Below are 19,811 nucleotides of genomic sequence, written 5' to 3' on the forward strand. Positions count from 1 at the left end.
CGTCCAAAACGGACGGGCGGGACGCCCATCCCACAATAACAATTAAAATTGTAAGTTATTTAATTCGCGATCCTAAGTGGACTGAATGATACAAGAATCTCTGCCCTTCTAGGGCCCAGAGTTGTCAAATTAACAGCCTCCCAGCGTTCCGCGTTTTTCTGCAAACTTCGATCGGGGGGCGCGATCGAACACGCTGGATTTCACATGAGATGAGAAGCCTCTGTCCCTGGGAACCCTAGCCTGGTTAGCGCTAGGTACAGCTACTGTATAGTCCATTTCGTCCCTCTCTACACCACCGCCTGAGAGGATTTCATCTACTGTAATCTTTTTCAGGGAATCCGGGTCTACACTGTGAAAATTTTCCCAAAAATTTTCCTCAAATTCTTGATGGTTTTCCATACCGACCGCCATTTAAAAAAGTGACTCAATAAAAAATTACTAAATATAATATATCCTCAAACAAAGCATCGAGCAATACCCAAAATTTATTTTTAGCTATGAACTCTATGTGTTATTCTGAGTTGGGTAAAAGCTGTTTCTGCTTAGACCGCGATCGCCCCCTTCTAAAATTTAGAAATTTACACTCTAAAAATTGACATGATTACTGTTGCACTTCCCAAAGGCGGATTGTTAGGAGATAGCATTCGGCTGTTTAAATCGGTTGGATTAGACTTCAGTGCTTTTCTCGATTCCTCGAACCGACAACTTCAAATTTATGACCCAACAGGCACTGCCAAAGCTTTGCTAGTAAGGACGCACGACGTACCTGTTTATGTGGAATACGGTCAAGCGGATTTGGGGATTGCTGGCTATGATGTTTTGCGGGAAAAAAAGCCGAAAGTTGCCAATTTAATTGATTTAAATTTTGGCAAGTGTCGGCTGTCGGTGGCGGTGAAGGAATCTAGTTCTTATCGACGAACTGTGGATTTGCCTCCTCACGGTAGAGTTGCTTCTAAGTTCGTACACTGTGCTAGGGAATATTTTCACAATTTGAATTTGCCGGTGGAAATTGTGCCGCTTTACGGTTCTGTGGAATTGGGGCCGATTACGGGTATGTCGGAGGCAATTGTTGATTTGGTTTCGACTGGCAAAACTTTGCGAGAAAATGGTTTGGTGGAAATTGATGTTTTGTTTGAAAGTTCGGCTTATTTAATCGGTCATCCTCTGAGTTACCGTTTGAATGCGGGGGGTGTGAATGAGTTGATCGGGAAGTTGAGAGAGCAAGTTTTGACGACTGTTTGATGCGAACTCCAATTAGAGTAGACTTATTGGATAAATCTTTAATTGATAGGGAAAGCACAAACGCAACGCAGATACAATTCACTATAGTTAGCGACTTTTTCCAGAGTTCTAAACTATTGTGGGGAGTAGGGGTTGGGCTTCTAGCCCGCCCTAAAAGTTAAATCTTTATGAGCTAGTATTTGCCGTAAGAAATAGGACTGAAATCCTCAGTACGAACTGGTTCTATTTAGTTGATTTCTGAGCGCTTACTTACAGGTATAAAACCTAGTTTTTCTTGGCAGCGATTTATATAAAAAGTGACGACTGTATCAGCCGGGTTTTGCTCTATTAGTTGCTGAAAATATCCCAAGGCTGCGACAAATCTTTCGGATTGCCATCCTTGAATTCCTTTGTCAAATAAAACCTGGGTAAGCAGCTTTACCTCGGAGTCGGGACTGGAGGCGCTCCAGATTTCGTAGATTTCAATAGCTTGCTGCTTGCCGCGCGGGGTTACTCGATCGATCCAGCGATAGTAATAATTGTTGCTGGGCAAATGGCTGTCAGCAGCAGTCGCCCCAGAAGTATAAATAATACTCTCCTGTGTTTCCACTTCTAAGTCGCACTTTAATAATAGACTTTCTTTTGAGTGGGAGTTGGAACTTATGCCATTTAGAAATTCTCTCGCATGAACAATGGCATTTTCGCTAACAATAATTTGGCAGCCGTATATTTTAGTTAAATTTTCTAACCGAGAAGCTGTATTTACCACATCGCCGATGACTGTAGAATCCATGCGACGATCGGAACCTAAAGTGCCGATCATGCCGATACCTGTGTTAATTCCCGTACCAATATTGACGGGAAATTCTAAATTGTATTTGTGGCGACTGGCATTAAATTCTTGCAAAGTTTCTTGCATTGCTACTGCGGCTTCGATCGCATTCATGGCGTGAGAATTTGGCTTGTCAAATACTGCCATGATTGCATCGCCTAGGTATTTGTCAATAAACCCGCCGTGAGACGTGATGCACTCGTTCATTTTAGTAAAAAAAGCGTTCAACCATTCAAAAGTCTCGCGAGCTTGTTGAGATTCGGCGATCGCAGTAAACCCGCGAATGTCGCAAAATAAAACAGTCAGCTCTTCTTCTGTGGCATTGCCCAACTGAATTGATTCTATTCCTTGCGGCGCAATTCGTCCCAGAAGTTGCTCTGGCACAAATAGCTGAAATTTTTCTGACAGATATTCGTTGGCTTCCCAAGCTGCGGCAATTTGGCGTTTGCTTTGTTCTTTTACCTGCTGGTGGAATTGGGAAGATACTGCTTGCGATCGCATTTGACTCAACTGCAAAATATTTTCGACTTTTGCCAGCAACAAGCGACTGTTAAAAGGCTTTGTCAAATAATCATCTGCCATCATTTCTAACCCTTTGATGCGAGACATATCATCATCGAGGGCCGTCAAAAAAATCACCGGTACCGTTTGCAATGCCGTATCCTTCCGCAGGATCTCGCACACATCAAAACCGTCCATCTCCGGCATCATAATATCTAATAAAATTAAATCAGGTCGAGAGGCGCGGGCGAGGGAGAGCGCTTCATCGCCAGATAGCGCTGATACTGTAGCGTATCCTTTCAGGTGCAATAACTCTTCCAGTAAAGTCAGATTAGCTGGCTCGTCATCAACCAACATGATGCAGGGCGACTTGTTTGACATGGAATATGATATAATATTATATTGAATTTAGCTCTTGAGTTGCGCGTGGGGAAGCTCGAAAACGGGTTAATTGGTATATTTCTCCTTACTAAACTCAATATTTTTCGTAGGAACAGGCTTTCGGAGGCAAGTGCGGGCAAGTCATATAGATATTTATCTAATCTTGAGTTTAACCTTTCTTGTTATCAATTATCATAAATGGCAGTGCTGGAACTGCAAATAATTATTGTTAGCCGAGAAAAGAACGGACAGTTGCGATCGTCAAATTCAAATCCAGTGGCTTGCTTAAATAAGCAGAAGCGCCAGCTTCCAAACATCGCTGACTGTCACCGGGCATCGCCATCGCCGTCACCGCAATCATCGGTATCGACTCCCAGACAGGATCTGCTTTGACTCGGCGCATCAACTCAAAGCCGTCCACATCCGGCAACTGAATGTCCATCAAAATCAAATCCGGCAGCAACTCCGGGGCAGCAGAGGCGGCGAGAATACGATCGGCCATTGCCTTCCCATCCGCAAGTATCTCTACCCCGTACCCCTCCAATTCCATCACCTCAGAAATTAACATTTGGTTAAAAGGCTGGTCTTCGACAACCAAAATCCGCTTGCTGCCAATTGGTAAGGCAATCGCAGAAGCAGGAACTAACTTGGTATCCAAAGCACAAGAAGCAAAGTTTCCCAACTGTTGACGCATCTCCGTCAAAGGCAGCCAAACGCGGAAAAGACTTCCCCGATCGCAAACAGATTGAAAAGAAACAGTTCCCCCGTGCAATTCTGCCAAACGCTTAGTCAAAGCCAAACCCAAACCTGTACCTTCGTGGCGCCTAGTCAGGGAAGAATCTACCTGTTGAAAAGGTCGAAATAGCAAGTGCCAGCGGTCTTGAGGAATGCCGATGCCGGAGTCTTCCACCTCAAAACAAAAATAAGGAGTGCTGGCATTTACAGGAGAACAATCCGGCCGGTAGTCGCCGTCTATTTCGCTGCCGTAGGCCAGACGCCCGCTGAGTTTAACTTGTCCCTGTTCGGGGGTAAATTTGATGGCATTGGAAAGTAAATTAATCACAATTTGTCGCACTCGCCGTTCGTCGAGCCAAACTTTAGTAATACGGTTGTCGAGTTCTAAAGACAAACCGATCCGCTTTTTGTCTGCCCGTGGCTGCATCATTTTCATACAGTCTGTCGCCAGTTCTTGAACGCGAACAGGCTGTAAGTTGAGTTCTACTTTCCCGGCTTCAATTTTAGAAAGATCGAGAATATCGTTGATTAGCTGCAACAAGTGCTGGCCGCTTTTTTCGATCAGTTCTACATAGTTGATTTGTCGATCGCTCAACTGTCCGGCCGTTTGCCGCAGCAGCAAGTCAGAAAAGCCGAGAATGCTGTTGAGAGGCGTCCGCAATTCGTGGGACATTGAGGCTAAAAACTCGGATTTCAACTGAGAAGAATACTCTAATTCTTCGTTAACTTGGCGCAAGTTCTCTTGTGTCTGAGCCCGCTCGATCGCCGCCCCCAGAGTCCGGCAAGCAGCTTCGAGTACGTCTTGGTGGACGGCGGCTTGCAGTTTTTTGATGTTGCGGGACTCCAGCGTCAGCACTCCGATGATTGTGCCGTTGGTAGCTGCGATCGGAAAAATACCGAGTTGTCCGATTCCCGGATGGCGAAATTCCGGCACGGCATTGGGATGTTGGGCATAATCCTCGACAAACACAGGTTTACCAGTTTTCACCACTTCCCACAGCAAACCGATGCCGTAGGGAATGCCTTGGTCGAGCAATTCTTGCATTCCTGCGACTACTGGTTCCCCGTAAGTAGCCAAAAATTGACTAGAAACTTGGTTGCAAATCCCCGACGCTTGGCGATCGTTTCCTTTGCCGTTAATCACCTTGACATCTCCGAAAGCTGCATTCATTGCCTCTACTAAATAGGTGAGGGCAAACTGACCTATTTCTTGCAAACTGTCAGATTTTTGCAGGCGTTCGGTTAAACCTAAAAGAAAGCTCAGACGCCTGACTTCTGCGTTCAAGCTAGCTTGGGAGTTTCGGTATACCGTAACGTCTCTAAAGGTAAACAGCCGTCCGCCGCTGTTGGTAATCGTGGCGCACACCTCCAAACAAACCGCATTGGATTGCTCGAAATAAAATGATAAACTTTCATCCTGAGATTTTTCGAGTGCTTGCTGAAACTCTTGCCACTGCTGAAGGGACAAGTAACCCCGATCGACAATTTCCGCAAACAGCAAGTGGCACTTCGGCTTTGTTTCCAGCCATTCTGGGGACAGTTCCCAGATTCCCGCCAATTTTTTGTTAAACAAAACTAAGCAATCAGACGAGTCGAACAGAGCGATCGCATTGTCTACTTGATTGAGAATCAGTTCTTGGTCTGCCCTCAACTGGTGCAAGTCTCTCTCCATTTTCTCTGTGTGTGTAGCTCTTAGTTTCGTTGTCATAACTTTCTACAGATATGGCAAGAGTTATTGTATAACCCCTTACTTAATCTGACATAACTTTACGTTTTTTGGCAGTGAGGGCGATCGATCTGCCTTGTGATCTGAGACACTTGCTAGTTTCGGAGGGCGATCGCAGCCACCTTTAAACTGCGTCGGCTACACTGCTTAATCATCAGGCAATAAGGAGGGAAAGCATGATGAAAGAAGCAGAATCTTTTAATAACAATACTGTCGAACTTGAGGGCATCTGACTTGAAACTATTGTGTCCAACCCTGTGCTAAATTGACCCATCATAATAAAAACTAATTCCACTGATAAGAAATCAGTATATAGCAATCCTAAATAATTTGTGAATTTCTTACGGACTCCCAGCGCGTTCGGAGAGGGTTGGGGTGGGGTAAAAAAATTACGACTTTTGCAAGAATTGCTATATGTCAAAATGCAATCATGACTTTACCCTTAAATTTTATTAGCAATAACTTGATGATTGGGGTTAACTGGTAAAGCAAGTGTTGGATTCAAAAACCTAGGCATAAGGCTCGCTCTAAGCACCCGGAGAAAGTGATATCAGTTTCAAAAAAGCAACTTTAGGCTCGCGATCCCAACCCATACAAAATCAGTTATTCCCCATAATTTAATCTAAAATTGTGCGACTGAGCGCTCACGCAGAAGTCGAAAATCTACGAGGGTATGAGTTATGACGATCGCACTTATGAGTAAGGTGTGCAGTGCACACCCTACAAATGTGAGTTAAGCTAATCCGCATTTAAATTGCAGAGTCAAATAAATCTTTACTCTTATGGGGAGTAGGGGTTGGGCAGGAACTCCCACACTTAACATACAATTTAAATGCTGTACAGGTTAAAGCGTAAGTATGCTTAATGTTTCTTAGGATTTTTCGGAAAAGGAATGCCCAAACTTTCGTGAAAAACAACCTGAGTTTTATAAGTCAAGCGCCGGTTAACTTGTTTGATGATTTTTTCCAAAAGCGCATCGCCGGTTTTTTCTATTAAAGGTTGAGACATCGATCGAATAAACTTGGGAAAGCAAACCCCCACAGCCAAATCCAGCTTCCAGGTAGTAATGGTAATCACAGGCGGCAGCTTAGCACGTTCCGATCTCGGCCAATCGGCGGCAAACTCCTGAGACGGTATCTCCCCTAGCTTCATTGCCGATCGAAAATCCACTTCATACCCAGGCGAGGTATAATCGGGAACCGGAATAGTCTTAATCAAATAGCAGCCTTCAGCATCCGGCGGCAGCAATTCTAAACCAATTCTCGCTTCAACGCGGTAGCCAAAAGCCCCAAAACGCCCGATTAATAAATCATAGCCGTTTTCTCCGATCGGCTGGGCCTTCATCGGCGAAGCGCACTGGCAAAACCAACTCTTGTGGTTGTTCAAATGCTTCGCCACCGTCTCCGCATCGGCGTACATCTCCATGCTGTCTTCAAAATGCGTGTGAAACCAAATCGGCTCAACTTCCTCTGGTGCATCCGCGCTTCCACTTTCGGGCTGTCGGAAACTCGCATCTGGGTAGTAATTTTCGTCAGAAGCTTCAAAAGTTTGATATTCAGCGGAATCTTGCTTCATTCTATACTCTCCTGTAATACGCACCGGTCGGGTTGGGGATGTGTTAAGGGAGTTTCCTCCCTACAATTGAGAAATTGATAGCAACAAAACTTACCCTAGTTCAGCATAACTCGACATATGAAAGCATTTGTAGCAGGAGCCACAGGTCAGACTGGCCGCCGAATCGTCGCAGAATTAGTCAAGCGAGGTATTCCCGTGCGCGCCTTAGTCCGAAATCTAGAGACAGCTAGACAAATTTTACCACCGGAGGCTGAGTTAGTTACAGGGGATGTATTAAATGCGACTTCCCTGGGCAATGCCATCGGCGATAGTACGGTATTGCTGTGCGCGACAGGGGCGGCCCCTGGTTTTGACCCGACAGCGCCTTACAAGGTGGATTTTGAAGGTACTAAAAATTTGGTGGATGCAGCTAAGGCTAAGGGCATTGAGCATTTTGTGCTGGTGACTTCTCTGTGCGTCTCTCAGTTTTTTCACCCGCTGAATTTGTTCTGGCTGATTCTCGTTTGGAAGAAACAAGCCGAGGAGTATTTGCAAAAAAGCGGCCTAACTTATACGATCGTCCGTCCGGGCGGTCTCAAAAATGAGGATAATTCAGATGCGATCGTCATGACTGGTGCGGACAAAATGTTTGAGAGCAGCATTCCCCGCACCAAGGTAGCCCAAGTGTGCGTGGAGGCGCTGTTTCAGCCGACTTCTCGCAACAAGGTTGTGGAAATTGTGGCGAAGTCGGAGGCTCCGCAAAAGAGTTTTGAGGAGTTGTTTGCCAGTGTGATTTGATTGAATTAGGACGCACGGGTGCCCAGAAACCGGGTTTTTTCACGAAAATACCCGTTGCAGCCAGCACAAAGGTAAAAAACCCGGTTTCTTTAGGCCCAGGTAGCGAACAAAGAAACCGGGTTTTTTTACCGAGATTGAGGGTTTTAGGCAAGTTTTTGGTTAAAAAACCCGGTTTCTGGGCATCAGCGCGCAAGTCCCATCAGTACAAACCGCAGGGGAATTGCCAGTTTTCCGATCGCCAAATCTGGCAAAATCTTAATAGTTTTACCATTCGCCCTTAAACTTTCGTTCTCCCAGCATGAAAACTCTCAAGTGGCCAGCTTGGTTCCCCTATCCGATTTCGTGGTTAAGGGCATTTGCTCTCGCTCAGAGTTTTAGTTTTGTCCTTCGCAGGGGCATTCCTTTTGTCAGCGACAATATCGGCTTTCTGACTCTACTGCTGGCGGCTTGGCTGATTCAGTTGCCTGTGTTCTTTGTTTGTCACTTTTTAGCAGTCAAAATCTTAAATCCCTTACTAATTATGCTGCCGGGGCGCTTTCGCGTTGCGCGCAAGTTCAAGCGCCGCCATACGGGTATTCGATCGCACTTGCGAGAAGGCTTGAATGCTGTTGTAGTGATTTTTTTTGCATTTAATCTGTCGCTGTTGGTGCAACTTTCGATTTTTTATTGGCCCGCGCGATCGATCGATCCGGCTCAATTACTAACAGGAATATCTACTCTGACAAATGTTGCCGTAGCCGGTGAATTAGATTTCTGGCTGATTAAATTGGCGGGGGTTTTATCGAGTCTAACGCTGGTAGCCGCGCCGCTATATCAATACGATTTTCGGGTGCGCCGGATGCGGGCGGCCCGAAAATTGGCCGAAATTTCGGAAATGGAAATGAGTTGGCTAGAAGCTGAGAAATTGAGCCGTCGCAAAAGAGGTTTGCTGAGGCGAGCAGAGATTCAAATCCTCGGATTTATACTTTTAATCGGCGCTGTGATTGGCGGCGGTGTTTTTTTGGTTGACAGTTTGCGGGGAAATCAGCAGTTGTCGCAGTCGGTAAGCGGGCGGGGAAAATTCCCGCCGCTGGCTATTAAAACGGGCGATCCTTATATTCGGGCGCTGATGCGTACTATTTCTGCTAGCGAGTCGAATGTTGCTCGCCCTTATCACGTTGTTTACGGTGGCAAATACATATTAGATTTGAGCCGCCATCCTGACTGGTGCGTGAAGATTGTTAATGGCCCGAATCGAGGCAGGTGTACTACCGCTGCGGGCAGGTATCAATTTCTGACTACGACTTGGAAGGAGAAGGCTAAGCGCTATCAGGCGCGTCGTGCTAATTTTTTATTCTGGGAAGATTACAGTTTTGAACCAGAAGATCAGGATGCTGTGGTTTATGCTTGGTTGAGCGATCGCAAGTTTTGGAAAGCTGATATTCCTGAGATGTTGCGGCAGGAAAGATTAACTGACGTGTTGCGGATGCTTTCGGGAACTTGGACGAGTTTGGGATATGGAATTGAAACCAATTCTATGAGTTCTCGTTTGCCGAAAGTCTACCGGGAAATGCTGCGGGAAGAATTGGAAAATGCTGGTTCTTAGGGAGTTAAATGTTGACGGTTGACTGTTAAGTGTTAACTGTTAACGGTTAACGAATGTTATTGGTTATTAACAAGGCAAAGCGATTAAGAAATAACCACTAATAAGTCACGAATAACTAATCCTTCAATTTTGGTAAAAATGCTGTCAAACATTTGTACAATTCTAATCCCGGCCCTGCTTGCAGGGGATAAAGCCTGTCGAAATTAATGGGGTTTCCCGGTGCTAATTTCCACTCGGTTTTCTGTGCTGTTTTTGGGGAAATTTCGATCGCTACCGTGATGTTAATAATGTTGTTGTGCTGGGGGATGCCCCGGAAGCAGTAACTTTTGCCCGTGCGTTTGTCTGAATCGCTGCCGGTGATGTATCTGGCTTGTTTGCGAAATTGAATTTCTCGAAAAGGTCGATCGATCGCAAAGGAGTCTCGGTAGCGGTAGTCTCCATCGCGCAAGCTTTCGACAGTCGGCCTGATTTGACTTATAACTGTTGCTGCACTAAGAGTTAGCATCATTGATCCGGGTTCCTCTTGTGAAATCGGTGATTTTGGTTGCTGGTGTCTGTGTCGTCGTGGGCGGCTGAAACAAACCCGCCGTGTAACAAATTAATAAAAGCCCTTAAGCAGTTTAAGTTGATCCCTATCTATCGTGAATAATTATTTCATGCTTTCATCTCTGTTACCTATCTGAGTAATAATAGAAACATACAGCAAGCCGTGAGAAAATTTACGGGCGCATATTTAGGGATTAATTGACGATACTGCGAGGATACTGCTATGTTTGGCGTGACGCGAGAAACACAAAATTTAGGGCGGGTTGAAACCGGAAATTCCCAACGGCGAGGCTCTTTCACCTCTGCGTCTAAAAGTACCCGTATTCGGCTATCTCGAGTTTACAAAGATGAGGCTCTGGTGTCGGCTGCGCTAGCGGGACTGCCAGCTCTTTTGGCATCCCTGGAAAGCTTTCGCGAGGAGTAGAACCTGGCATTTTCTATTGCTATATATGGCGCGTGGATGCTTGTGATAGCGGCGGCCAACCGAGCAGGGGCTGTTTTGATTGCACCTAAAATCCTCCTCGATTTGAGTAGAGTTTTGCTGTGCTGAACTATTGCAAGACTCAGAAACCTGGTTGTTTATACAAAAACATTTTTACAGCCCTTTGTTATGGTATGAAAAATGGTATAAAAACCAGGTTTATTGGTATGTGTCCGTAAGTCTTGTGTTTACAAAATTTATTTGTCAGTGTCATCCGGTGCGATCGATGCCTCTACCTCTTGGGAAGAACGGCTTAACATAGAGTCGTGCAGGTGTTCGCTGTGCTGCCGTTCTTGAGCCATTAATTCTCTGGCTTTTTCTTCAGCAATTCCCTCCCCATGTGTTTCTAGCTCGTGGGAGGAACGATTGAGCATAGATTCGTGCAAGTGTTCGCTATGCTGCCTTTCTCGTGCAATTAGTTGTCTAGCTTTTTCTTCAGCGTTCATGAGTAGTATCTCCAATTGTTTGTTTGAAGTGATTCTTATATTAAGATGCCACAATTCGAGGGTAAATGTAGCAAGATTAACATAAAATTTTACAAATAATTGTATAAAAAAAATTGAGTTGGCTGGCGGTGGGTATCGGGATCGGTGGTTGCTGAGCTAATTATTGCCAGACGCCGGAAAAGATATTCTTGACTGCGATCGCAATTCGATTTAAGTCTTCCTTCAGCAGCGGTGGCCAAGAAACTCCTCTGCGGAGTCCAGCTTCAAATTGCTGCAAACCTTCTACTGACAGTAAATGCAGTGCCGAGATTAATTGTCGATCGAGCATTGGAGATTCTTGCAGACTCTCAAACAATATTTTTAAAGCTAATAAAATCGATGTCACCTGTCCGGGTACGGGCGGTTGACCTTGTTTGAGACGCATCAGGAAGGCGTCGGGATTTTTCTTGGTTTCCAGGGCGGTTCCTTGGTCGATCAGAAAACTGCGGGCTGTTTTGTAATCCATTTGACGTGCGATCGATCGGAGTGCAATTAATTAGCTGGTATTATATCACTTTTTGTCTCGCTCAAGTTGGTAATATATTTCCATACAGGCTAAACTACAGCTACTGGTGAGGTGCGCCCATAAGCAGGCTACAGCTACTGATAGAGGGGTAGCATTCATCCCACAGTCGCCTTGAGCGAAGTGAAACGGACAGGGAAAAATAAAACAATGGCAAAACACCCAGGAAATAGCAGAAAATCCAAGATTTATCGCTACTTGTGGCTGCTTTTTTTGTGTCTGAGCTTTCTGTTAGTTCCGCTCATCAAAAAAATAGCAGCCGATACGCCATTCCCCCCACCCGCTCCTATTGAAAATAATGCTAGTTTTGGAGCAAGGATTCAAAGGACGATGGGGCTACTTGCTGCTAGCACTCCAACAGACCGCCGCCAAGTGCGTATCCTATTCTACGGTCAATCCATCACAGAACAAGATTGGTGGAAAGATGTAGTGAAGGATTTAAGACAGCGATTTCCCAATGCAGATTTGATTGTGGAAAATCGGGCCATCGGAGGATTTGGCGCCCCGATTTTAATCCGTCCCAGCGAACACGATTTGTATCCTTTTTATCCAGACTTGCTAATTTTTCACGTCTACGGAGGCGGTGAAGATTACGAAGCCATAATTGCCAATGTCCGCAGCCGCACTGCTAGCGAAATACTCTTGCATTCAGACCACATCGACTGGATGCCGACCGACAACAGCGACGATCCAAATTCAGTCAAAAGATACGAATGGCACAACACTCATTCTACTCAATGGCTGCCGGAGTTGGCCGATAAATACGGCTGCGAAATCGCCGAAATTCGCGAACCTTGGCGCAGGTATTTGAAAGACAATCGCTTGCAGCCACAACAGCTATTGAGCGACAGCATTCACCTCAACGATTGGGGAAACTTTCTCCTAGCGGCCCTGATAAAACCGCATCTGCAATACAAGCCAAATTCTCCTCAACCGCCGCAGGATTTAGTAAAAACCTATACGGTTGGCAGGGATGTTAAGTGGCAAGATGGCAAGTTGGTTTTAGAATTTGAAGGAAATAGAATAGATGCGATCGCCGATAAAACCTTCAACGGCAAGGCAATTTCTGCTATAATTGCGATCGACGGCAAAAAACCCTCAGAATTTCCTGAACTTTACAGCATCACCAGACCTAGCGTTACTCTTGGCGTCGGTTTGCCGGCCATCATCCAAATATCCAGTCAAAAACCGCTAATCGTCGAAGATTGGAAGGCCATAATCACTGAAATTAACAGCGACGCCAGCAAGTTTAAATTTGACGTTATAGGTTCTAAAACAGGTTACGACGGCAGCGGTACAAACGACGAAATGTTTGTCTCAAACTCTGGCCGCGTCGTGATTGAACCGAGAAACTGGTGGCTGAAAAATTCTTATGAAGAGTCTAAAAAACCGACGCCTAAAGGCTTTGAAATTTCCTGGCAAGTGCGACCAATGTTTGTTGATTCATACGTTCCTCCACAAATTACAGATTCAAGCCGCGAGTATTCTACAACATTGGCTCAGAATTTGAGCAACTCCAAACACACCCTCGAAATCGTTCCCGAAACAGATCGGAAAGTTCCAATCCAGGCAATTCGAGTGTATCGCCCTCCTTTCTCCTTCTCCAATCTACCATCTGAAGTTGAGAGTTTTAAACCGCAGATATCAGCGGATGAACACGGATGAACGCTGATGCAATTTTATCGGCGTTTATTTGCGTTCATCTGCGGTTTAAAAAATCTTCATGTTATTTTATAGCAATCCTGGTGGCACTCGGGTTGATGATTGTTCAAACCCTTAATATTTAAGCATCTTGACCAAGAATTTCTTGATAGTACCCGCCACGTGATTTATCCATGGAATCAATCCCAAATCTAAAATCTAAAATCCTTGCGTCCCCCGCATTTATCCGTGGGGTCAATCCAAAATCTAAAATCTAAAATCTAAAATCGAATGACTCCTGAATCCTGCTATAATCGCCAAGATTATCAACCTTTGAGCATCCTCAACTCGTGAAATATCAACAACGATAAAAAGAAATCTGCTACAAAAATCAACACCCAAGAAGTTACCACCGCCGCCGTTGCAGCTTGGCCTACTCCTTTCCCTCCGCCCACCGTCGTCAATCCCCAACCGCAACCGACAAGGGCAATTATCAACCCAAAAATAAAACTTTTAATCACCACAGTTACTAAATCCCCAGGCCCCAAAAAAGTCCGCACCGATTCCAAAAATACCGACGGTTCCAAATTATAAAAATGAACCGCTACAAATAGCCCGCCCAAAATTCCCACCGCTACCGCAAAAATTGTTAAAATCGGCAGCATGATGCAGCAAGCTATCACCCTCGGCACTACTAAATAATCAACCGGATTTGTTCTTAACATATACAGGGCGTCTATTTGTTCCGTCACCTGCATTTCTCCTATCTCCGCCGCAAAGGCCGAACCTACTTGTCCCGCCACCACGCCCGCCGTTAAAAGTGGTGCTAATTCGCCACAAAATGCCACAGCAAACGCACCTCCCATCGCCCCAACTGCCCCAAACCGCACCAATTCTCTGGCTGATTGAAATGTAAAAATCATGCCGCCAAAAAAGGCTATTAGCAGCACGGATCGGAAAGAATCCAGGCCTACTGTTACTAAATGTTCCATGATTTTGCGACGGTCAATTTTGCCTTGGAGTATGCGTAGCAGCACTTGGCCCCCCAGGAACAACGTCAAAAAAAACCGCTGAAACCACCTGTTATTGAAGGTTTCATCTAAATGTCGATCGCGCTTTTCTTGGTATTTTTTAACCAATTACTGACGGCTCGCGATTAATTGCAAACAGGGCGAAGCATTGCTAAATAGAGATTTACGCAATTGTACAGCAATTATTGCACGATTTGTCAACATATATTTTTTGTCTCTGGGCCCTGCGGTTGGTGGGTTAGACGCGGTTTAAGATTTATTTATTGGTGACTTAACTTAATCGCCGCGCCCAACCCACCCTACAATATGACTAAAATCTAAAATCCTAGGACTACGGGAGCAAGTAACAAGTCGATAAACTTATCTAACTGTTCATTATTCTTTTCGGCTTGCTCTTTGCCAATTCTCAGCAAATCTGATATTTTCTCTTCCGAGGCATCATCAATCTGCAGCGGTTGTTCGTGGCTCAAATCGGGAGTAATTCTCAAATATTGATTCGGTTTTTCAACCGCATCATAAATTTGAATTAGTTGATAATTTACAGTTTCAGCAACTCCCGTCATCATGATATTAATCAAAGGCTCTACCCACTCAATTTGACCCCAATTTTTTACTTTTTCGTAGGGGTATTTTTTCTGAGCTTCTCCGGTTCCCAAGGATAAAATTACCATATCTTTTGCTTTCGGGCCTCGGTAGGAGTCATTGTCAGGAATTCTGAATTTATTTCTAACTTCTGCATAAGCACAAAGTGCGGGATTGTTGGCGAATACTCCCCCGTCAATTAAAGCGTAGCATTCATTGCTAAAAGAATAGATTTTAGAAGCCTCAAAATAAGAGGGAGCTGCCGATGTGGCTCTGGCGATATCTCTAATAAAATAGTCTTCGGCTGGATATTCTTTAGCATCTATTTGATCGAAAAAGTGAGCTTTTCTCCTTTCGATGTCGTAACTGGAAATTAAACAAGGTTTTAGCAGTTCGCTGAGTTTGCAATCTCTAAAATTTTCCCAAAATAATTTTTCTAAGGGCTCGCTGGGATATTTCTCATCTCTCACACCATTTAGAGATCTGACTTTTTGCCACAATGAAGTCTGAAAAACGTCGCGGCCACTCTCAATCGAAAAATTAACAGCGTCTTGGGCTGCCCACCGAGGCCTGCTGGGATTTTCGGCATCGGGACACAAATAGATGCAAGTTAAAATTCCTCCCGCACTCGTTCCCGCGATTAAATCAAAATAGTCAGCTATTCTCGCATCTGGGTTGCCACTTTTCTGTTGCAGCTTTGACTCAACGCTAACTAAAACTTGCGCGGGAATAATTCCTCTAATTCCGCCTCCATCTATGGATAAAATTCTGGTATATTTAGCCATAATTGTTGCCTATTCTGAATATTTTCTCGTTTCCTAATCTCAAATCCCCAAGCCTCCGAATCCATGCACCGCTTAATCTAAAATCTAAAATTTCAAATCTAAATTTAATTGGCGGGCTGCGATCGTATAGCGAAAAATGTATTCTACAATTTCTACGTAATTGTAGGCGGCGGCTGGCGAGTCTGCCCAGACTGTGATGCCGTGATCGCGAATTAACAAAGCGGGTACAGAGGGCGCACAAATGGCAAAGAATTCGCAAATTTCCTTGGCTATCTTAGGGACTTCTAAATAATTTGTAAAGAGGGGTATCGACACTTGCGGGTTTTCCTCCCACACCCCCAAACCTTTCACCATTTCGATCGCCGGTAAAGGCACTGCATCTCCTGCGGTTAGCCGAGAAACTAAATTTGCCTCGATGGAGTGGACGTGATAGCAAGCTTTCGCGTCTGGAAAACAATTGTAAACGGCTAAATGAATGCTGGTTTCGGCCGAAGGGCGGCTGTCGGCAACAGGTTGCTCGACAATTGCGCCGTCTAAGTTCATTCTGATAAAATCTTGTTCAGTTAACTGCCCTTTCGCGCGGCCACTAGCGGTAATCCAGAAACTGCCATCTGGTAAGCGGGCTGAAAGATTGCCAGCAGTCCCAACCATCCAACCGCGATCGTAAAAATGTTTGGCTGCTGCAATTAAATCCGATCTCAAATCACCACTCATTCTTGACAAATCCTCAGTTTTTAATCTACTTTTTACGTTAATAGGAATTGCGCTGGTTTATCTAAAAGTAGGGTGTGCACTGCGTACCTTATATCAAATCCAGTAGCATCGGACTTATCTGCACGGGGGCGGGTTTATTATATTGTTTATTATGGGCAATTATTGTTGGTGAACCCGCCCCTACAAAATTTAACATCGTACAATACCGATGCAAACGGAATTTATATTACCTGAGAAAGGCGATAGTTTCAATTCCATTTTTGGGACAAATTTTCCAACACATCAAAAAAATTATCCCATTTAGTATAAGGCTTTTGCTGTTCGTCTAGATACTGGGCAAGCCGATCGCGCGCAAACACCGACGAAGCCTGCAAAGCCATATTAAAATCCGTCAGCGAATCTCCGATTGCCACCTGTTCCTCGGCCGGGTGCTGGCCCATCACCCGCACCTTAGACACCAATTCCTCATCTCCTTCAAACTCAGAATTGACTTGCAAGCGAGGGCCACTAGCGTCCACATCCACAGCGTAAATAACCCTCGCCCGGTGTACCAAATCGCCCATTACCGTCTCTACCATAATCCGAAGACCGCCGGAAACGATCGCAAAATCTACCTTTTTTTCGTCCAAAAAATCCAGCAATTCCACCAATCCCGGCCGCATCAGCCTTCCCCTAGAAAATTCCACAATTTCCCCGTAACGTTCCGAGGGAATAGACTCTAGTAACTGTCTCACTCCCGATCGCAAACTCAGCCTTCTAGCGTAGATTTCAGGCATCAGTTGAGACGACAGTTCCGGTGCGAAATGCTTGAGCATTGCCACAAAAGTTTCTTCAACAGTTATCGTGCCGTCAAAGTCGCAGAATACCACCCGTTGCTGATTGTTCGGGATTGAAGATTTTTGCTTGTCATCGGTCATTGTCAGTCGCACCTTTCGAGAACGGGAAAAGTTTACACAATTTATCCTACACTGTCGAGCGATCGAGCGCGACTGCCCAAAACTAATAGTGACGCGCTGTTTGTTGGCAATTTCCCGCAGGATTTTATGCAGATTCTTCGAGAGAATCTTCATCATCCAGGGAATCTTCATCTTCCAGGGAATCTTCATCTTCCAGGGAATCTTCCAAGGAATCTTCTACCTCCTGCTTGTGGTTTTTTGTCTTTTGGGGGTTAGACTTAGCCGGCAAACAGATTAAATTATCATCCTCAGTATTAATCAAACCTTTCGATCGCAACTTACCCATCAGGCGCGTCACCGTCACCCGCGTTGAGCCAATTGCGCTGCCAATTTGAGCGTGAGTCAATGTCCAAGGCAGTCGGTAGCCCCGAACCACGTCTGGTTCGCCGTCACCTACGTAAGGTTCGCCGAACTCTTCGATCAACAAAGTGAGAAATCCCAGCAGTCGGTCGATCGTGCGGCGCTGTCCCAAAGTGCTCAGCCAGAGAAGTTTCCGCTGGTGTTGGTAGCGAAACGCATCCAAAATTTCCCTGCGAAAGTGAGGCCAATTATCCAAGTCGTGCCAGTACATCCACACTACGTGAGTTTGATCGGCATGAGCGTAAGCTTGGAGAGTAAACGGAGACTGAGCAACCAGTTCAAAGGGCTGACCGGCGCCAACGAAGCCCAAAAAAGCTTCTTCTGTAGTTTTGTCAGCGGATTTTGACTTCCCCGCAGCAGCGCTAACTTGAGCACTGCCTACGAGCCGCACAGAACCTTTCTGGACTAAATACAGCAGTCCGGGTCTTGCGGGAATCCGCTCGTCTTTGCTAAAAGTCCGGCAGCGGTAGTGTTCCTGGGCCCAGTCGATAATTCGCTGCCAAGTGATAAAAGGTCGATCGATAGTCTCTACAGATGTGGAAGTTGATTGCATAAGTGAGGCTCTGGGATATATTTAAGAGTGAGAAAAACAGCTTCTGCCAGCAGTGCGATACCAAGTGAGACAACCAACCCCCGATCGAGCTTGCACGCTTCTTAACTGTGCTGACTTTTCTTAGTTTTACCGAAATATTTAATGTAGCAAAAAATACATCAAAATGGTATAGTTCAGCAAAAAATTTGTCGTAAATTATTGTATATTTAGCAAAAAAATCGCTAGAAAGCCGATTAATTCGATGTAGCCTCGTCCGGGGGAGCCGATCGACTATCTCTGAGATCAGCAGTTTAACGTACAAGAAAAGTGCAAGCGGTAACAGTCGATCGTTGCTCTTACGGTAGGATGAGCCGATATGGATACAGCAAATATGGAGCAGTGCCCGGAAGTTACAGTGAAGTGTTTCTTGCTTTCCAGGTTCCAAAGGGCGATCGGCCAGCAAGAGGCACTAGGGAAAATTCCATTAAATCTCATAGGTGGCACCATTCTCAAGAACGGGCAAGATGCCCATTCCACAAGAGATGAATTTGTTCTCAAGAACAGGCAAGATGCCTGTTCCACAACAAGTGAATTTGGTTGTGGGGTGGGCATCCTGCCCGCCCAAGATGCCTGTTCCACAAAGAGTGAATTTGATTTTGGGGTGGGCATCCTGCCCGCCCATAAAAAGCTTATTGAGAATGGTGCAATAATTCCGTTAAATCGGAGTAAAGATAGCGCGCGGCTGCTGTACCTGTCTGCGATCGCCCTGAAATTGGCTAAAACTTGGCAGCAGACACCGCAGACAATCGCGGCCGAGTTGGCCGAAACACTCCAACCGCTGTGCTACCCGGATTTCGCAGTTAAAGTCGCGCCGGCGGGAATTATTGAGTTGGAGTTGACTGATGCAGGTTTAGCCGTCTGGTTGCAGCGTTTAGCTCAAACGAACCTCCCAGTTTCAGAATCTAAAATATTATCTTCTGTTGTATGTGCCGATCGACTGTTTCCCATTCAGTACAGCCACGCGCGCTGCTGTTCCCTGCTGCGAATGGCCCACCGCGATCGGATAATTGCGATCGCCCAGCCCGATGTCGCTACAGCGCCGCAAATTTGGTCGCTGGCGAGTCCAAATCCTATCCCTTGGATTGACGAGGGCGATCGACTGCGGTTAGTGCATCCAGCAGAACGCCGTTTAATATCCCAACTGTTAACAGTGCTAGACAATTTATATCCTAATTTTGAGGTAAAAAAACGCGAACAACCTGTCAATTATTTCAAATTAGCCAATAGTTTGAGCGAAGCATTTCAGATTTTTTACAGCCAGTGCCGAATTTGGGGAGAAGTTAAAATAGAACAGCCACAACTCGCCCAAGCTCGATTAGGTTTAATATTAGCAACTCAATCTTTGCTGCGATTTATCCTAGAAAATTTGTTTAACGCTATTGCTCCTTTAGAACTTTGAATTAGTCAGTATAAAAAAGTAAAAAATAACATAAAATTAAGTATTTTACTGTATTTCGGCGCTGGTTTCGGGCAAGTTTAATTTTTGAAATCGCAGTGAGAAATGAGTTATTTTTGCCCGCTTAAACGAATTTCCCACAAATTGCGAAAACCCGTTATATTATGTCCGGTCGATTCCCTCCGCTTCGCTTCGCCCAAAATCATGTAGGGGCGGGTAAACCTGCCAATATCTGCCAATAATTGACAATCTCAAAAACCCGCCCCGGCCGGAATATTATGGTCAATCGATCGGACATGATATTACTCTTTAGGATCGCGAATTAAATAACTTACAATTTTAATTGTTATTGTGGGATGGGCGTCCCGCCCGTCCTTTTTGGACGG

17 protein-coding genes are annotated in these 19,811 nt (G+C 45.2%); 5 read left to right on the top strand and 12 right to left on the bottom strand.

The window, feature by feature from the left end; translation table 11 throughout:
• Positions 1-129: 129 nt before the first annotated feature.
• Complete coding sequence (locus tag QT987_RS27650; protein WP_333246494.1) at positions 130-399, bottom strand: hypothetical protein; 270 nt, start codon at positions 397-399, stop codon at positions 130-132.
• A 198-nt stretch (positions 400-597) separates the two neighbouring features.
• On the opposite strand from QT987_RS27650, the gene hisG reads away from it, so the two are divergent.
• Positions 598-1,242 carry an ATP phosphoribosyltransferase gene (gene hisG / locus QT987_RS27655; RefSeq protein WP_333246496.1) on the top strand — a complete coding sequence of 215 codons (645 nt, stop codon included), beginning with the start codon at positions 598-600 and terminating at the stop codon, positions 1,240-1,242.
• Between the two features lie 226 nt (positions 1,243-1,468).
• Here hisG and QT987_RS27660 read toward each other — a convergent pair whose 3' ends face one another.
• The 3 genes from QT987_RS27660 to QT987_RS27670 all read right to left on the bottom strand — a co-directional run bounded on the left by QT987_RS27660 (position 1,469) and on the right by QT987_RS27670 (position 6,971).
• Entirely contained in the window at positions 1,469-2,935 is a 1,467-nt protein-coding gene (locus tag QT987_RS27660) for a response regulator (RefSeq protein WP_333246498.1), read from the bottom strand.
• A 229-nt stretch (positions 2,936-3,164) separates the two neighbouring features.
• The gene (locus QT987_RS27665; protein WP_333246500.1) at positions 3,165-5,378 is read right to left on the bottom strand and encodes an ATP-binding protein; all 2,214 of its coding nucleotides are present in this window, start codon (positions 5,376-5,378) and stop codon (positions 3,165-3,167) included.
• 879 nt (positions 5,379-6,257) lie between these two features.
• A complete protein-coding gene (locus QT987_RS27670) occupies positions 6,258-6,971 on the bottom strand; it encodes a DUF1997 domain-containing protein (RefSeq protein ID WP_333246502.1) in 714 nt (237 codons plus the stop codon).
• A gap of 117 nt (positions 6,972-7,088) precedes the next feature.
• Here QT987_RS27670 and QT987_RS27675 point away from each other — a divergent pair, with 117 nt between their 5' ends.
• Entirely contained in the window at positions 7,089-7,748 is a 660-nt protein-coding gene (locus tag QT987_RS27675) for an NAD(P)H-binding protein (RefSeq protein ID WP_333246504.1), read from the top strand.
• A gap of 298 nt (positions 7,749-8,046) precedes the next feature.
• On the top strand, positions 8,047-9,333 hold the full coding sequence (locus tag QT987_RS27680; protein WP_333246506.1) for a glycoside hydrolase family protein: 1,287 nt from the start codon (positions 8,047-8,049) through the stop codon (positions 9,331-9,333).
• A 115-nt stretch (positions 9,334-9,448) separates the two neighbouring features.
• On the opposite strand, the gene QT987_RS27685 is transcribed toward QT987_RS27680, so the two are convergent.
• The 3 genes from QT987_RS27685 to QT987_RS27695 all read right to left on the bottom strand — a co-directional run bounded on the left by QT987_RS27685 (position 9,449) and on the right by QT987_RS27695 (position 11,311).
• Positions 9,449-9,841, bottom strand: a complete 393-nt coding sequence (locus tag QT987_RS27685; RefSeq protein WP_333246508.1) for a hypothetical protein — start codon at positions 9,839-9,841, stop codon at positions 9,449-9,451.
• Between the two features lie 716 nt (positions 9,842-10,557).
• Positions 10,558-10,806: a hypothetical protein gene (locus QT987_RS27690; protein ID WP_333108562.1), complete on the bottom strand. Its 249-nt coding sequence runs from the start codon at positions 10,804-10,806 to the stop codon at positions 10,558-10,560.
• Positions 10,807-10,966: 160 nt separating this feature from the next.
• Complete coding sequence (locus tag QT987_RS27695; RefSeq protein WP_333170930.1) at positions 10,967-11,311, bottom strand: Dethiobiotin synthetase; 345 nt, start codon at positions 11,309-11,311, stop codon at positions 10,967-10,969.
• 207 nt (positions 11,312-11,518) lie between these two features.
• On the opposite strand from QT987_RS27695, the gene QT987_RS27700 reads away from it, so the two are divergent.
• A complete protein-coding gene (locus QT987_RS27700; protein ID WP_333246510.1) occupies positions 11,519-13,033 on the top strand; it encodes an SGNH/GDSL hydrolase family protein in 1,515 nt (504 codons plus the stop codon).
• Positions 13,034-13,335: 302 nt separating this feature from the next.
• Here QT987_RS27700 and QT987_RS27705 read toward each other — a convergent pair whose 3' ends face one another.
• The 5 genes from QT987_RS27705 to QT987_RS27725 form a co-directional block, all read right to left on the bottom strand.
• Entirely contained in the window at positions 13,336-14,148 is an 813-nt protein-coding gene (locus QT987_RS27705) for an MlaE family lipid ABC transporter permease subunit (protein WP_333053101.1), read from the bottom strand.
• Between the two features lie 209 nt (positions 14,149-14,357).
• A complete protein-coding gene (locus tag QT987_RS27710) occupies positions 14,358-15,407 on the bottom strand; it encodes a patatin-like phospholipase family protein (RefSeq protein WP_333246512.1) in 1,050 nt (349 codons plus the stop codon).
• An 84-nt stretch (positions 15,408-15,491) separates the two neighbouring features.
• Positions 15,492-16,121 (bottom strand): methylthioribulose 1-phosphate dehydratase, encoded by a 630-nt coding sequence (gene mtnB / locus QT987_RS27715; protein WP_333246514.1) that lies wholly within the window; start codon positions 16,119-16,121, stop codon positions 15,492-15,494.
• 248 nt (positions 16,122-16,369) lie between these two features.
• Entirely contained in the window at positions 16,370-17,227 is an 858-nt protein-coding gene (locus QT987_RS27720; RefSeq protein ID WP_333246516.1) for an HAD-IB family phosphatase, read from the bottom strand.
• Positions 17,163-17,990 carry a Crp/Fnr family transcriptional regulator gene (locus tag QT987_RS27725; RefSeq protein WP_333246518.1) on the bottom strand — a complete coding sequence of 276 codons (828 nt, stop codon included), beginning with the start codon at positions 17,988-17,990 and terminating at the stop codon, positions 17,163-17,165. The genes QT987_RS27720 and QT987_RS27725 overlap by 65 nt, the downstream gene beginning before the upstream one ends.
• A gap of 355 nt (positions 17,991-18,345) precedes the next feature.
• Here QT987_RS27725 and QT987_RS27730 point away from each other — a divergent pair, with 355 nt between their 5' ends.
• Positions 18,346-19,428, top strand: coding sequence for a DALR anticodon-binding domain-containing protein (locus QT987_RS27730; protein WP_333246521.1), 1,083 nt, complete (start codon positions 18,346-18,348; stop codon positions 19,426-19,428).
• The last annotated feature ends 383 nt before the right edge of the window (positions 19,429-19,811 follow it).

The organism is Microcoleus sp. SVA1B4, from assembly GCF_036700545.1.
GTDB lineage: Bacteria > Cyanobacteriota > Cyanobacteriia > Cyanobacteriales > Microcoleaceae > Microcoleus.